Raw genomic sequence first — 15,095 nt, 5'->3', positions numbered from 1 at the left:
TTACAATTGTGAGTGGGTTACCTTATTTACAAATTGTTCAAGTATTAAAATATCAGTACGATATTCTTGTGGAAAACTAGACAAATAAGCTTTTGGAACAACTAGTTGTACATTATATTGCTTCATTTCTGAGAGCTGATTTTTAGAAATTCCTTGCAGCAGACAACAAAATAAAGTTGGTAACCAAGTGTTTGTGAGTGAGTACAATGCACTAGAAGATTTTAAATGTATTTGGGAAAAGGGCTCAAAAACTACGTTTTCTTGGCATGTGGAGAACTTATCGACTAAAGAAAGTCTGGAACGGTTGTTTGTTTTAAGGTGTAATTCTTCTGATAATTAAGTACTTAAAACAATTTTTTAAACATATCTTTTTTATTCAAAAAATACTTTTAAATTTGTAACCAATGTATAAGGTTGTGTAATATGGTTATCAAAGATTATTATTCGCTTTCAGAAGCTGCGGAAAAACTAGGAAAAAGTAAAGAGACACTAAGAAGATGGGATAGAGATGAAAAATTAATTGCAGCTAGAGAACCTATTAGCGATTATAGGATTTATAAAAAATCTGAAATTGATTCTTTAATTGGGTTATTTGATAATGAGACCGAAGAGACTACGAATAATTTTGTAAAACCATTACAACAATACAAAGTTTTAGAATTATTTGCAGGTGCAGGTGGGCTTGCGATTGGTTTAGAAAAAGCAGGAATAAAGTGTGTTGCTTTAAATGAAATAGATAAATGGGCTTGCCAAACACTTAGAGAAAATAGACCAAATTGGAATGTTTTAGAAGGTGATATTAAGAGTTTTAATTTTGAAAAATATAAAAATGAAGTTGATGTAGTAACTGGAGGATTTCCTTGTCAAGCATTTAGTTATGCAGGAAAAAAATTGGGTTTAGAAGACGCTAGAGGAACTCTGTTTTATGAATTTGCTAGAGTAATTAATGAGGTTAAACCTCCCATTTGTATTGGTGAGAATGTAAAAGGTTTATTATCTCATGAAAAAGGAAAAACACTTCAAGGGATGCTATCTGTTCTTGATGAAATCGGTTATAATGTTGTACCATATAAAGTTTTAAAAGCTATTAATTATAATGTTCCTCAGAAGCGAGAACGATTAATTTTGGTCGGTATTAGAAAAGATATTGATGTATCTTATGAATATCCGAAACCATATAATAGAATTTATAATTTAGTTGACGCTCTTAAGAAAGGTGATTTATATGATTCTAATGTTCCAAAATCAGAAGGTTCAAAATATCCTCAGCATAAAAAAGAAGTTTTAGATTTAGTTCCGCCAAAAGGCTATTGGAGAGATTTACCATTAGATATTCAGAAAGAATTTATGGGTAAAAGTTTTTATTTAGGCGGAGGAAAAACAGGTATGGCTAGAAGGATTGGATGGGATGAACCAAGCTTAACATTGACGTGTAGTCCTGCTCAAAAACAAACCGAAAGATGTCACCCTGATGAGACACGACCTTTTACTGTGCGCGAATATGCTAGAATACAAACTTTTCCAGATGAATGGAAATTTGCAGGTTCAGTTTCTCAACAGTATAAACAAATAGGTAATGCTGTTCCTTGTAATTTAGGTTTAGAGGTTGGTTATTCTATTGTTAAGTTTTTGAATAAACTTTATTCCAAATCAAATAAATCTGAAGATTCTATTTCTTTAACTAATGCCATATAACCTTTTTTGAAAAAATCTTCAGTGTCAAGACTAAGAATCATTTCATCTAGATTTGAAACAAGTGCATTGTAAAAATCTGGAAACCCAGTTATTCTATGCCAAAATTCTTTGCCAATTATAACTGGAAATTCTTCATCAATCTTTCTATAATGTTGACTTAACTGATCTTCTTCACCATATAAAACACCTAAAATTAAATCTGAATTATTAAGATTCATTGAATTAGTTCTAGCTAAATTAGTAACTGTAGAGAATTTTCGAAGCAACGGTTTCACATCTTCTGAGTTAATAGTGTTAGGTCCAGATTTTAATTGACACCATTTCTTTCTATTGTCAATTTTATCAACAAATTCAATATCCATTCCTTTGATTAAAGAACCTTCAGCTAATTTAAGTTCAACAAACATATTCTGAATTCTTGTGCCAAAAGAAGTATTAATGGAAGTTCCTAAAATTCTCGGATAATATAAAGCTTTAGCTATACCAATTGCTGTGAAATCATCTTCTAAAATTTTAGATAGATATTTTACAATAATCGGGTTTATCTTGTAAGATTTAAGTTTTGAATGCGTTTTTAACGCATTAATCCTATGGTTATCAAAGATTTTTTCTTTAAAATAATCTGTAATGATAGCTAATAATTCTATTTCACTCATTTGTCTATTTTTTTAAATGCAATTTAAGAATTCATCAAATCCTCAATCTCCTCAACCTCAATTGGGATATTCCGCATCAAATTAAAAGGTTCACCAGAGTTTTGTATCACCACATCATCCTCTAAACGAATACCAAAACCTTCATCTGGGATATAAATACCAGGTTCTACGGTAAAGACCATGTTGGCTTTCATGGGTTCGTGTAGTAAACCATAATCGTGGGTGTCTAATCCCATATGGTGAGAGGTACCATGCATAAAGTATTTTTTATAGGCTGGCCAATCTGGGTTTTCGTTTTGTACATCGGCTTTATCAATAAGCCCAAGGCCCAATAATTCAGAGGTCATGAGTTTACCAACTTCGATGTGGTATTGCTCCCAAAGAGTTCCGGGAACTAGCATTTTAGTAGCTTCATTTTTAACACGATTTACAGCATTATACACGGCCTTCTGTCTGTTGTTGTAACGACCAGAAACTGGTATGGTACGCGTCATATCACTGGCGTAATTGGCATATTCAGCAGCCGCATCAATTAAAATTAAATCTCCAGCTTTGCACTGTTGGTTGTTCTCTATGTAATGTAAGACATTAGCATTGTTTCCTGAGCCTATGATAGGAGTGTAGGCAAAACCCTTAGAACGATGGTTGAGGAACTCGTGCATAAATTCGGCTTCAATATTATATTCCCAAACATCTGGTTTTACAAAATTAAGCACGCGTCTAAAGCCTTTTTCGGTAATATCACAGGCCTTTTGGATGAGGTCTAATTCTATTTGACTTTTAACAGAACGCAGACGTTGTAAAATAGGATTACTCTTAGCTACAGAATGGGCAGGATATTTATTTTTCAGCCATTTGGTAAAACGGTCTTCACGCGTTTCAGTTTCTACATTAGCTCTGTAATGTTCGTTGGTATTAATGTAAACCGTATCACATTGCGTCATGAGTTCAAACATTACCTTTTCCATGTCCTGTAACCAATATACCGTTTTAATGCCACTGGTTTTTAAAGCCGCTTCTTTGGTTAGTTTTTCACCTTCCCAAATGGCGATATGGTCGTTGGTTTCTTTTAAGAATAGAATCTCGCGATGCTTTTCTTTTGGACAGTCTGGAAACAGCACTAAAATACTTTCTTCTTGATCCACACCACTTAAATAAAAGATATCTCTGTGTTGCTCAAACGGCATAGTACTGTCTGCACTAATTGGATAAATATCGTTGGAGTTAAACACCGCTAAACTACTAGGCTTCATTTGCGCCATGAAGTTTTTACGGTTATTTGTAAAGAGTTTTGAGTCTATTGGATTGTATTTCATTTGAAAAAGTTTGTTTTTCAATTTCCGTGAAAACGGAAATCTCATTAATATTTTTTAGTATATAACATTGAGCGCAGCCGAACTGTTTAAAAATATTATTCTAAGATTGTTGGACTACCCTTAAGCTGACAGTATCTGTAAGTTTTATCAAAAATAAACAAACAAAATCGCAAGCAAAAGAAGAAATCTTAATCTGTTAAACTTTGTTATCAAATTTTAAGATGTATGCATTAATCATTAAATTCAGCTTTCTTAAAATAAACCCACATGTCGCAGTCAAAATATCTGTCATTCCTATTTTTTTTTAGTGTAGTATTTGCTTTTGCACAACAACCAGCAACTTCCGCTGAAAGTATGCAATTAGCTTTAAAGCAAAAGCGTGCAATGGCTGGGTCGTCTTTGGTTAAAAACGTACCATTTAAAAATATTGGGCCAACCATAATGAGTGGTCGTGTGGTCGATTTGGATGTAAATCCAGACATGACTTCAGAGTTCTATGTTGGTTACGCCTCTGGTGGTGTATGGCACACAACGAATAATGGAACGACTTTTACACCAATATTAGACAACTCAGACACGCAAAACGTTGGTGATATTGCGGTGCACTGGCCAACACGTACCATTTACGTTGGTACAGGTGAAAATAATGCATCGCGCTCATCGTATGCAGGTATTGGCCTTTTAAAGTCTACAGATAACGGAAAGACTTGGACTAATATTGGGCTTATGGATGCACATCATTTTGCACCTATTTTAGTCCACCCAGATAATCCAGATGTTATTACTGTTGGAGTCACAGGTCATTTATATTCACCAAATAATCAGCGTGGAGTTTATAAAACTACGGATGGTGGTAAGACTTGGAAACAAACCTTGTTTGTAGAGGATATGAGTGGTGTGATTGATTTGCAACACAGTCCAAATAATTATAACATGATGTACGCAACGTCTTGGACTAAAGATCGTAAAGCTTGGAATTTTACAGGTAATGGCACCAATTCTGGTATATATAAAAGTACAGATGCAGGTGAAACTTGGACAAAGGTGTCAACTAATGGAAGCGGTTTTCCAACAGGTGATGGTGTCGGTCGAATTGGTATAGCAGTTTTTAGTGACGATGTCGTTTACGCAGTGCATGATAGTCAGTTTAGACGACCAGATGATGAAAAGAAAGAAGAAAAACGTGGCTTAGCTAAAGACGATTTTAAGTCGATGTCTAATTCAGATTTCTTGGCATTAGAAGACAAAAAGTTGAATGCGTTTTTAAAGACCAATGGTTTTCAGGAAAAATACAGAGCTGAAAACGTAAAACAAATGGTGCGTTCCGGTAATGTAAAACCTATTGATTTAGTAAAATACCTTGAGGATGCCAATTCTATGCTTTTTGATACTCCCGTGATTGGTGCAGAAGTCTATAAAAGTACAGATGGAGGCAAATCTTGGAAGAAAACACACAAGGATTACTTAGATGGTATTTACTTTAGTTATGGTTATTATTTTGGGCACATTCATGTATCACCAGCTAACCAAGATCACATTTATATTTATGGAGTGCCGATTGTAAAGTCTAAAGACGGTGGAAAAACGTTTACCTCAATTAGTGCTGAAAATGTACATGCAGATCATCACGCACTTTGGATTAATCCTAAAAATCCAAATCATTTAGTAAACGGTAATGATGGAGGAGTAAATATTACTTATGACGATGGTGAAAACTGGATAAAAAACAATTCTCCTTCGGTTGGTCAGTTTTATGCGATTAATGTAGATAACGAAAAACCATATAATGTTTATGGTGGGTTACAAGATAATGGTGTATGGAAAGGAGCACATAATACGAGACAAAACAAAAGTTGGCATCAACAAGGTCAATACCCATGGAAATCAATAATGGGAGGTGATGGTATGCAGATTCAGATTGATAACCGAAATTCTGATATAGTATATACAGGATTTCAGTTTGGGAATTATTTTAGATTAAACCTTGAAACCGACGAGCAAACCTATATTCAGCCCAAACATACTTTGGGCGAAAATCCTTACCGTTTTAATTGGCAAACTCCAATTTTACTATCTCCTCATAATCAAGATATTTTATATTTAGGAGGCCATAAATTGATGCGTTCTATGAACCAAGGTAGCGATTGGGAAGCCATTAGTGAAGATTTAACTAATGGAGGCAAAAAAGGGAATGTAGCTTATGGAACATTGACCACTATAAGTGAGAGTCCTTTTCAATTTGGATTAATTTATACAGGCAGTGATGATGGTATTGTGGCGCTTACAAAAGATTCAGGTGCTTCCTGGAAATCAATATCTGCGTCTTTTCCAAAGGATTTATGGGTAAGTAGAGTTATTGCTTCTCAACATAAGAAAGAACGTGTGTATGTGACATTAAACGGTTATCGTTGGGACGATTTTAAAGTTTATGTGTACATGAGTGAAGATTACGGACAAAACTGGAAAGACATTAGCGGTAATATTTCAACTTCGCCAGTTAATGTTATTAAAGAAGATCCTGCAAATGAAAAGGTACTGTACTTAGGCACAGATAATGGTGCTTATGTGTCTTTAAATAAAGGTGAATCTTGGGATGTATTTTCAAAAGGGCTTCCTAATGTGGCCGTTCATGATATCGTTATTCAACCCGAAGCCAAAGATTTACTATTAGGCACACACGGAAGAAGTATTTATAAGGCCAATATTGCACCATTACAGCAAATGAACGCCGATATAAAATTAAAGGCCATTACAATTTTTGATTTAACGCCTGTTCGCCACTCTAGTCGTTGGGGAAGTTCTTGGAGCAAATGGTTAGAGGCTTATGAGCCTAAAAAAACAATTCAGTTTTACAGTAATTCTTCAGATAAGAAAACAATAAAAATCCAATCTAAAGGTGGCGCACAATTAAATAGTATTTCAATTGATGCGGATAAAGGTTATAATTACATAGATTATAATCTAGAATTAACACCAAAAGGTCGTATTGCGTTAATGAAAGAAAACACAAGCCTTGTAATTAACGAAGCTAGTAATGGTAAGTACTACCTGCCAAAAGGGGAGTATAAAATTATAATTAATAATGAGTCTAAGATACTTGAGGTTAAATAGCTTAAAATCATTCTAAATAAATAATTATAATATAGCCTAGTTGTTAAAACCCCGTTAGAGCCTTATCTTTGTAATACTAACAAAAGATAGTATCTACAATGAGTGGAATTTTTAATTCTTCGATAGGAAGAAAGTTTGCTATGGCACTTTCGGCACTTTTTTTAATGGTGTTTTTATTACAACATTTTTCAATAAATATTTTATCAGTTTTTAGCCCAGAATTATTTAATGATGTATCGCATTTTATGGGTACCTTTTGGGTTATTCAATATGTATTGCAGCCCGTTCTTATTTTTGGCGTTGTTTTTCACTTTGTAATGGGTTTTGTGCTAGAATATAAGAATTCGAGTGCGAGGAAAGTAGCCTATGCCAAAACAAGTAGAGCAGCAAATTCAACATGGATGAGCAGAAATATGTTATTGTCTGGTGCGGTTATTTTAGCATTTATGGGTTTACATTTTTACGATTTTTGGTTTCCTGAAATTAATATAAAATTTATTGAAGGTGATATGTCTGGTTTAATAGACCCTAACGATGCGGATAGTGGTTACAGGTATTTTGAGCATTTGCAACATAAATTTGTAGATGGTTGGCGTGTTGCTATTTATGCAGTTTCTTTTGTGCTGCTAAGTCTACATTTATTACATGGTTTTAACTCAGCATTTCAATCTGTTGGTGCTAATAATAAATACGTACGAGGTCTTAAGGGTTTTAGTAAAGTGTACGCCATTGGAGTACCACTTGGATTCATTTTTATCGCTTTATTTCACTATTTCACTCACTAAAAAAAGTATCACATGTCAATATTAGATTCTAAAATTCCAGAAGGTCCATTAAAAGACAAGTGGACAAAACATAAAAACGATATTAACTTGGTTAATCCGGCTAACAAACGGTTAATAGATGTTATTGTTGTTGGTACAGGCTTGGCTGGTGGTTCAGCAGCGGCAACGCTAGCGGAATTAGGTTATAATGTAAAAGCCTTCTGTTTTCAAGATTCACCAAGACGTGCACACTCTATTGCGGCGCAAGGTGGTATTAATGCAGCAAAAAATTATCAAGGTGATGGTGATTCAACATACCGCTTGTTTTACGATACAGTAAAAGGCGGAGATTACCGTTCTCGTGAGGCTAATGTCTATCGTTTAGCTGAGGTATCTACTAACATTATTGATCAATGTGTTGCACAAGGGGTACCCTTTGCTCGCGAGTATGGAGGTTTGTTAGATAACCGATCGTTTGGTGGTGTGTTAGTATCGCGAACGTTTTATGCTAAGGGACAAACTGGTCAGCAGTTGTTACTAGGTGCCTATGCAGCTATGAATCGCCAAATAGGACGTGGTAAAATAAAAATGTACACGCGACATGAAATGTTAGATGTTGTTATAGTAGATGGAAAAGCGAGAGGGATTATTGCGCGTAATCTTATAACAGGAGAAATAGAAAGACACTCGGCTCATGCTGTGGTTCTTGGTACAGGTGGTTATGGAAATGCATTTTACCTTTCAACCTATGCCATGGGATCTAATGTAACGGCAGCTTGGAAAGCACACAAGCGTGGTGCATTTTTTGCCAATCCATGTTACACTCAGATTCACCCAACATGTATTCCAGTTTCTGGAGACCATCAATCTAAATTAACATTAATGTCCGAATCTTTAAGAAATGACGGACGTATATGGGTGCCAAAACATAAAAAGGATGTTGAAGCGATTAGAAATGGAACCTTAAAGCCAAAAGATTTGGTCGAAGAAGATCGCGATTACTATTTAGAGCGTCGTTATCCCGCCTTTGGAAATTTAGTACCTCGTGATGTTGCCTCTAGAGCAGCTAAAGAGCGCTGTGATGCTGGTTATGGTGTAAATAAAACAGGTGAAGCTGTCTATTTAGATTTTGCTGCAGCTATTGAGCGTTACGGCAAAGAGCAAGCCTATGTAAAAGGCCTAAATGTTGAAGATAAAGCACTTGTTACTAAGTTAGGTAAAAAAGTCGTTGAAAATAAATATGGTAATCTTTTCCAGATGTACGAAAAGATTGTTGACCAAAACCCTTATGAAACACCAATGATGATTTATCCTGCTGTACATTACACCATGGGAGGTCTTTGGGTAGATTATAACTTAATGACAACGGTTCCTGGATTATATGCCATTGGCGAAGCTAACTTCTCAGACCATGGTGCTAACCGTTTAGGTGCATCTGCATTAATGCAAGGTTTAGCAGATGGTTACTTTGTATTGCCTTACACCATAGGTGATTACTTAGCACATGATATTAGAACGGGTGAAATACCTACGGACTCCAAAGAGTTTGATGAAGCAGAAGAGAAAGTAAGAGCTGACATTAATAAATTAATTAATAACGAAGGCTCAAAATCTGTAGACCATTTTCACAAACGTTTGGGTAAAATTATGTGGAACAAATGTGGTATGGCACGTAATGAAAAAGAGCTTAAAGAAGCCATTACAGAAATTGCAGCTTTAAGAGAAGAATTCTATAAGGATGTGTTTGTTCCTGGTACCGAGAATGAATACAATGAAGAATTAGCAAAAGCAGGAAGGGTAGCAGATTTCTTAGAATTGGGCGAGTTATTTGCAAAAGATGCCTTAACACGAGAAGAATCCGCAGGTGGTCATTTTAGGGAAGAATACCAAACAGAAGGAGGTGAAGCTTTAAGACGCCCTGAGTTTAGATTTACTTCGGCTTGGGAGTATAAAGGTAAACCAAGTGATGCCGTACTTCATAAAGAAGAACTGACTTACGAGAATATTGAAGTGAAAGAGAGAAGTTACAAATAAGATTTAACCAATTATCCAAGCAATCAATATGAACAGTAGTAGGATTATAAAATTAAAATTAAAGCGTGTAGACCCAGTTAAGTATGCTATTGTAGCAACATTAACTTACTTAGCTATACTGTTGTTAATATTTGTTCCTGTGATGCTCATAGCTTCTGCGGTAGGGATGACACAAGATGCTGTTGGTGGTTTTGCTATAATGGGTGGCGGAATATTTGTTATAATTTTCGCAATGATTTTTTACGGTGCTATCATATTTGTAGTTACATTATTAGCATCTATGCTACTCAACTTTATTTTAAAGAAAACAGGAGGCATACCAATAGAATTTGAAGGGCATGATTTAGAACTTCAAAATAATATAGATTTTACAAGTTCCTCACAAGAACGACTAAAACAATAAAAAGAACAGCTATGAATTTAACATTAAAAATATGGCGTCAAAAAAGCGCCAATGATAAAGGTAAAATTGTTGATTATCCTGTAAGTGGAATTTCACCTGACATGTCTTTTTTAGAAATGTTAGATGTTCTCAATCAAGAATTAATTGAAAAAGGACAAGATCCTGTAGTTTTTGATCACGATTGTAGAGAAGGTATCTGTGGATCTTGTTCGTTGTATATCAATGGTCGTGCACACGGTCCCCAAACAAAAATTACAGCGTGTCAATTACACATGCGGAGCTTTTCTGATGGGGAAACCATATATATAGAACCCTGGAGAGCTGAGGCATTCCCAGTGATTAAAGATTTAATGACAGATCGTACCGCCTTTGATCGCATACAGCAGGCTGGTGGATTTATTTCGGTAAATACATCTGGTAATACGCAAGATGCAAATGCCATCCCTATAGAAAAACACAATGCAGATATGGCCTTTGATGCAGCCACATGTATAGGCTGTGGTGCTTGCGTGGCGAGTTGCAAAAACTCTAGTGCCATGTTATTTGTATCGGCAAAAGTATCACAGTTTGCTTTATTGCCACAAGGACAGGTTGAAGCTACCGATCGTGTATTAAATATGGTAAAACAAATGGATGATGAAGGTTTTGGTAATTGTACCAATACAGGAGCTTGTGAAGTGGAGTGCCCTAAAGGAATTTCTTTAGAAAACATTGCGCGTATGAACCGTGAGTACTTATCAGCTTCATTAAAAGGCTAAGGTTAAGTTTAAATATATAATACAGTTATATCCTAAGATGATAATATTTATCTTAGGATATTTTCTTTAAACTCATTTTTATTTTCTGCTTTTAGGCAAAAATGAGACTAAATTCTGATAGACGAGGCACATTTTGAAACTTACTGCCATAGCTACAAACAAAAGAAATAACGGAGTAAGAGTTTATATCAGACATTTTTTTTATCAACTAGCAAAAGTTAAGATCTTTTACAAAAGCTTAAATTAGTAGTATGAAAAATAAGATTCTATTAATAGTATTGTTTCAATTGACAGTGACGTTAAGCTGTTCTCAAAATTTAACTGCACAATTTAACGAGGATAAACTATTAGAACATTTAAGGATTCTTAGTTCTGATAAGTTTGAGGGGAGACGCACTGGTGAAAAGGGAAATGCTTTAGCTAGAGCATATATAATTAAAGAATTTAAAAAATTAAATGTTTCTGGATTGAATGGGGGATTTGAGCATTTATTTTCGTTTCAAAACCGCATCGGAACATTAAACGCCGCAAATGTTTTAGTTGAAATAAAGGGTTCTAAATTTCCTAAGAAGTACATCGTCATAAGCGCACATTATGACCATTTGGGTATTAAAAATGGAAAGGTATATAATGGTGCAGACGATGATGCCTCAGGGGTTTCTGCATTACTTGCTTTTGCTGAATATTTTAAAAAGAATCCACCAAAGCATTCAGTAATTTTGGCCGCTTTTGATGCTGAAGAATTAGGGCTTCAAGGAGCAAAACAATTTGTTTCAAGTTTTGACAACGATAAGATTTTGGTTAACTTAAATATGGATATGATAAGCCGAAGCCCAAAGGACGAACTCTATGTAGTTGGTGGTCGTTACAATAAAGCTTTAAAAAAGATTATTGCCAATTTTGAAAACCCTACGACGTCCAAATTACTTCAGGGACATGATGGTACTGACGGAAAGGATGATTGGACTATGGCATCAGACCATGGTCCTTTTTATAAGGCTAATATCCCCTTTTTATATTTCGGTAACGAAGATCACCCAGCGTATCATAAACCAACAGATGATTTCGAGGACATTACACCAGAATTCTATAAAAATTCAGTAAAAATGATTAGTTCAATTTTTGAAACTATCGATAATTCAGGATTATAATTAAATGCAAAACCCAGAAACGTTTTATAAATCACAATTAGAGTCACATCAAAATACGGCGAAACGGCTCTACAATCAAATGGGACTGTTAAGCACGCTTAGATTGGCCGTTTTTGTCTCTGTGGCTTTAGGTATATATCTAACGCTTCACAATTGGCAAGTTGCTCTTGTACTCGGTATAGTTGGTATTGGTATTTTTCTATTTCTGCTTTCAAAATATACAGATTTAAAATCTAAAAGAGCACTGCATAAGCGCTTGGCTATGCTAAACGAAGATGAGCTTAAAATTTTATCTGGCGATTTTCATAACAGACCAGACGGAGATCAATTTCAAAATGCAAATCATGCTTACAGTCTCGATATTGATCTATTTGGCAGAGGATCGTTTTTTCAGTTTATCGATCGGACTGCAATTAAAGAGGGTACGCAAGTGCTTGCTTCTAAGCTTCTGGCTAACGATACTGAAAATATAAAAACACGTCAAAAAGCTATTAAAGAATTAGCAGGCTTACCTGAGTGGAGGCAAAATTATTCCGGTATAGCTCAAGGAGTTGCCGTAGAGCATTCGGCAAATTCAATCATTAAATGGTTAAAAGATTATAAGCCTTTTTTAAATGCCGTAACGTATTGGTTAACAATTGTTTTTAGTTTAGCCTCGATAGTAATTTTGGCATTGGGTATTTTAGAAATTATTCCCATAAAGTACGCTGGTTATTGGTTGCTTTTAGGTCTAGGTATTACAGGTCGCTATCTCAAAAAAGTTAACTATCTCGCACAGCCTACTGAAAAAGCAAAAGATACCTTTAGGCAATATGCACTTTTGTTAGACCAAATAGAATCAAAAGTTTTTAATTCTGATTTGCTAAAGCACAAGCAACTAAAAATACAATCAGAAGCTTTAAAAGCCTCTCAGATTTTCTCAAAATTTTCAAAAGCTTTAGATGCACTTGATAATAGAAATAATTTTATCTCTGCCATTTTTGGTAATGGCTATTTACTTTGGGATATTAGACAAACCTACCATGTAGAACAATGGATTACGAAATACGCAAATAAGGTTGAAGATTGGTTTGAGGTTGTTACTTTTTTTGATGCTTACAATAGTTTGGGCAATTATGCTTTTAACCATCAAAAATTCACATATCCAGAAATTACAAACAACAGCACTACGATTTTGGCTGAGGATTTAGGTCACCCTTTATTAAATTCAAAAAAACGCGTAGATAGTAATTTACAAATAGATTATCAGCAATTCTTTATTGTTACTGGCGCTAATATGGCTGGTAAAAGCACCTTTTTAAGAACTATAGCTTTACATATTGTAATGGCAAATGTAGGATTACCAATTTGTGTAAGTAAAAGTCAATATAAGCCTATTAAGCTTATTACGAGTATGCGGACTACAGACTCTTTAACAGATGATAGTTCTTATTTCTTTAGTGAGTTAACGCGACTAAAATTTGTTGTAGATACTATAGAGAATGATAAAAATTACTTTGTAATCTTAGATGAAATTTTAAAAGGCACTAATAGTACGGACAAAGCCATTGGTTCTAGAAAATTCGTTGAAAAACTAGTAACACTTAATGCTACAGGAATCATTGCGACTCATGATTTAAGTCTCACAGAAATTGCTACTCAATTGGAAGCAGTGAAAAACTATTTCTTTGATGCAGAAATAAAAAATGACGAACTGTTTTTTGATTACAAACTTAAAAAAGGTGTTTGCCAAAATATGAATGCGAGTTTTCTTTTGAAGAAGATGGAGATTGTTTAATATTTGTCATTCTGAACTCGTTTCAGAATCTCTCTTCAAATAGAATAAACCAGATGCTGAAATAAATTCAGCATGACAAAAAAATATATTGCAACAAAAAACCCTCTCTGAAACAGAAAGGGTTTTTAAATGTTAATATCGACCTTCGCTAAAGCTTCGGCAGACAAAGAAAATTATTTCCTAAGCCTCAAACGGCTCTATAGAAACATAAGACTTATTGTCTTTTTTCTTAGTAAATTTTACTAAACCATCAACTTTAGCATGTAAAGTGTGGTCTTTTCCTTGGTATACGTTTTCACCTGGGTGATGCGTATTACCACGTTGTCTTATGATAATGTTTCCAGCAACAGCAGCTTGTCCACCAAAAATCTTAACGCCAAGACGTTTTGATTCTGATTCTCTACCATTCTTCGAACTACCAACTCCTTTTTTATGAGCCATGATCTATAAGTTTTATATGGCCTGCCTATGTCGGCAGACAGGTTATACTAAAGTGATTAAGCAATTACGCTTTACCACCGTCTAATTCGTCTTGCCATTTTTTAAGCTCGTCCCATTTACCTTCGGCAGCTAATTTAGCTTGTGCTGGCCAAGTATCGGTAACATGGTTACCACGAACTCCCGCAATGATTTCAGAAATTTTCTCTGGACTCGTTTTAGCTAAGTCAGCAAAAGTAGCTACTCCAGCTTCTACTAAAGTAGATGCAATTTTAGGACCGATACCTTCAATTTTCTTTAAATCATCTGCTTTACCTGTTGCTTTTTTTGCAGCTGGTTTAGCTTTTGGAGCTGCCTTCTTTGCTTCTGCTTTTGGAGCAGCAGCTTTAGGTTCAGCTTTTTTAGTTTCTTTCTTCGGTGCTGCTTTCTTAGCTCCAGAAGCAGTAATGCCTTCAATAATAATTTCTGTTAAGGCTTGTCTATGACCATTTTTTACACGGTAACCTTTACGTCTTTTCTTTTTGAAAACAATAACTTTGTCACCCTTAAGGTGCTTTAAGACTTTTGCACTAACTTGTGCTCCGTCTATAGCTGGGGCGCCTAAAGTAATGTCATTACCATTTCCTATTAAAAGAACGTTGTCAAAAGAGACTTTCTTACCTTCTTCAGTAGATAAACGGTTAACAAAAACTTTTTGGTCTTTTTCAACTTTAAATTGATGCCCTGCTATCTCTACAATTGCGTACATAGCGTAACGTTTTTATTAATTTGTTTAATAATTAAATGTGCTTTTCTCAGAAAGCGGATGCAAATATACTCTTAAATCCGTAATATACAAACGTTTTCAGCCCTTTAGCCCACTATATTTTAATAGGTACAGGTTTTAAATTGAGACAGATGATCTAAATATCACAGTTTTCACATTTTATTATACTAAAAAAACTATGCATTACTTATTTTTACACTACTTTATGTAACAAAGTGCATAGAGT

13 protein-coding genes are annotated in these 15,095 nt (G+C 34.8%); 8 read left to right on the top strand and 5 right to left on the bottom strand.

Going from position 1 to position 15,095, the window contains the following annotated elements; translation table 11 throughout:
* On the bottom strand, positions 1–207 hold the full coding sequence (locus Q0800_RS14135) for a type II restriction endonuclease (RefSeq protein WP_366518819.1): 207 nt from the start codon (positions 205–207) through the stop codon (positions 1–3).
* Between the two features lie 216 nt (positions 208–423).
* Here Q0800_RS14135 and dcm point away from each other — a divergent pair, with 216 nt between their 5' ends.
* Positions 424–1,695, top strand: a complete 1,272-nt coding sequence (gene dcm / locus Q0800_RS00135) for a DNA (cytosine-5-)-methyltransferase (protein ID WP_299126580.1) — start codon at positions 424–426, stop codon at positions 1,693–1,695.
* On the opposite strand, the gene Q0800_RS00130 is transcribed toward dcm, so the two are convergent.
* Positions 1,641–2,351 (bottom strand): PmeII family type II restriction endonuclease, encoded by a 711-nt coding sequence (locus Q0800_RS00130; protein WP_299126579.1) that lies wholly within the window; start codon positions 2,349–2,351, stop codon positions 1,641–1,643. The genes dcm and Q0800_RS00130 overlap by 55 nt on opposite strands.
* A gap of 23 nt (positions 2,352–2,374) precedes the next feature.
* Positions 2,375–3,667: an aminopeptidase P family protein gene (locus Q0800_RS00125; RefSeq protein WP_299126578.1), complete on the bottom strand. Its 1,293-nt coding sequence runs from the start codon at positions 3,665–3,667 to the stop codon at positions 2,375–2,377.
* Between the two features lie 267 nt (positions 3,668–3,934).
* On the opposite strand from Q0800_RS00125, the gene Q0800_RS00120 reads away from it, so the two are divergent.
* The 7 genes from Q0800_RS00120 (at position 3,935) to Q0800_RS00090 (ending at position 13,665) form a co-directional block, all read left to right on the top strand.
* On the top strand, positions 3,935–6,778 hold the full coding sequence (locus Q0800_RS00120; protein ID WP_299126576.1) for a glycosyl hydrolase: 2,844 nt from the start codon (positions 3,935–3,937) through the stop codon (positions 6,776–6,778).
* Between the two features lie 98 nt (positions 6,779–6,876).
* Positions 6,877–7,563: a succinate dehydrogenase cytochrome b subunit gene (locus tag Q0800_RS00115; protein WP_299126575.1), complete on the top strand. Its 687-nt coding sequence runs from the start codon at positions 6,877–6,879 to the stop codon at positions 7,561–7,563.
* Positions 7,564–7,575: 12 nt separating this feature from the next.
* Complete coding sequence (locus tag Q0800_RS00110) at positions 7,576–9,576, top strand: fumarate reductase/succinate dehydrogenase flavoprotein subunit (RefSeq protein WP_299126574.1); 2,001 nt, start codon at positions 7,576–7,578, stop codon at positions 9,574–9,576.
* A 28-nt stretch (positions 9,577–9,604) separates the two neighbouring features.
* Positions 9,605–9,979: a hypothetical protein gene (locus Q0800_RS00105; RefSeq protein WP_299126572.1), complete on the top strand. Its 375-nt coding sequence runs from the start codon at positions 9,605–9,607 to the stop codon at positions 9,977–9,979.
* Between the two features lie 11 nt (positions 9,980–9,990).
* Positions 9,991–10,737, top strand: a complete 747-nt coding sequence (locus Q0800_RS00100; RefSeq protein ID WP_299126571.1) for a succinate dehydrogenase/fumarate reductase iron-sulfur subunit — start codon at positions 9,991–9,993, stop codon at positions 10,735–10,737.
* A 251-nt stretch (positions 10,738–10,988) separates the two neighbouring features.
* Positions 10,989–11,888, top strand: a complete 900-nt coding sequence (locus Q0800_RS00095; RefSeq protein ID WP_299126570.1) for a M20/M25/M40 family metallo-hydrolase — start codon at positions 10,989–10,991, stop codon at positions 11,886–11,888.
* Between the two features lie 4 nt (positions 11,889–11,892).
* Positions 11,893–13,665 carry a DNA mismatch repair protein MutS gene (locus Q0800_RS00090; protein ID WP_299126569.1) on the top strand — a complete coding sequence of 591 codons (1,773 nt, stop codon included), beginning with the start codon at positions 11,893–11,895 and terminating at the stop codon, positions 13,663–13,665.
* A 180-nt stretch (positions 13,666–13,845) separates the two neighbouring features.
* Here Q0800_RS00090 and rpmA read toward each other — a convergent pair whose 3' ends face one another.
* Together rpmA and rplU are read right to left on the bottom strand one after the other, a co-directional pair.
* On the bottom strand, positions 13,846–14,106 hold the full coding sequence (rpmA, locus tag Q0800_RS00085; RefSeq protein WP_110474587.1) for a 50S ribosomal protein L27: 261 nt from the start codon (positions 14,104–14,106) through the stop codon (positions 13,846–13,848).
* Between the two features lie 64 nt (positions 14,107–14,170).
* Positions 14,171–14,851, bottom strand: coding sequence for a 50S ribosomal protein L21 (gene rplU, locus Q0800_RS00080; RefSeq protein ID WP_299126568.1), 681 nt, complete (start codon positions 14,849–14,851; stop codon positions 14,171–14,173).
* Positions 14,852–15,095 lie beyond the last annotated feature (244 nt).

Origin of the sequence: uncultured Winogradskyella sp. (genome assembly GCF_937958655.1) — a bacterium.
In the GTDB taxonomy this organism is placed as follows: Bacteria; Bacteroidota; Bacteroidia; order Flavobacteriales; family Flavobacteriaceae; genus Winogradskyella.
Note: the sequence above shows the minus strand (reverse complement) of the source record. Positions and strands in the feature narration are given on the sequence as shown.

Excerpts from the sequence above, each read along its gene's own strand:
- dcm (WP_299126580.1), top strand. The coding sequence starts at position 424 with ATGGTTATCAAAGATTATTATTCGCTTTCAGAAGCTGCGGAAAAACTA.
- Q0800_RS00095 (WP_299126570.1), top strand. The coding sequence starts at position 10,989 with ATGAAAAATAAGATTCTATTAATAGTATTGTTTCAATTGACAGTGACG.
- rpmA (WP_110474587.1), bottom strand. The coding sequence starts at position 14,106 with ATGGCTCATAAAAAAGGAGTTGGTAGTTCGAAGAATGGTAGAGAATCA.
- Q0800_RS00115 (WP_299126575.1), top strand. The coding sequence starts at position 6,877 with ATGAGTGGAATTTTTAATTCTTCGATAGGAAGAAAGTTTGCTATGGCA.
- Q0800_RS00100 (WP_299126571.1), top strand. The coding sequence starts at position 9,991 with ATGAATTTAACATTAAAAATATGGCGTCAAAAAAGCGCCAATGATAAA.
- Q0800_RS00090 (WP_299126569.1), top strand. The coding sequence starts at position 11,893 with ATGCAAAACCCAGAAACGTTTTATAAATCACAATTAGAGTCACATCAA.
- rplU (WP_299126568.1), bottom strand. The coding sequence starts at position 14,851 with ATGTACGCAATTGTAGAGATAGCAGGGCATCAATTTAAAGTTGAAAAA.
- Q0800_RS00130 (WP_299126579.1), bottom strand. The coding sequence starts at position 2,351 with ATGAGTGAAATAGAATTATTAGCTATCATTACAGATTATTTTAAAGAA.
- Q0800_RS00125 (WP_299126578.1), bottom strand. The coding sequence starts at position 3,667 with ATGAAATACAATCCAATAGACTCAAAACTCTTTACAAATAACCGTAAA.
- Q0800_RS00120 (WP_299126576.1), top strand. The coding sequence starts at position 3,935 with ATGTCGCAGTCAAAATATCTGTCATTCCTATTTTTTTTTAGTGTAGTA.
- Q0800_RS00110 (WP_299126574.1), top strand. The coding sequence starts at position 7,576 with ATGTCAATATTAGATTCTAAAATTCCAGAAGGTCCATTAAAAGACAAG.
- Q0800_RS00105 (WP_299126572.1), top strand. The coding sequence starts at position 9,605 with ATGAACAGTAGTAGGATTATAAAATTAAAATTAAAGCGTGTAGACCCA.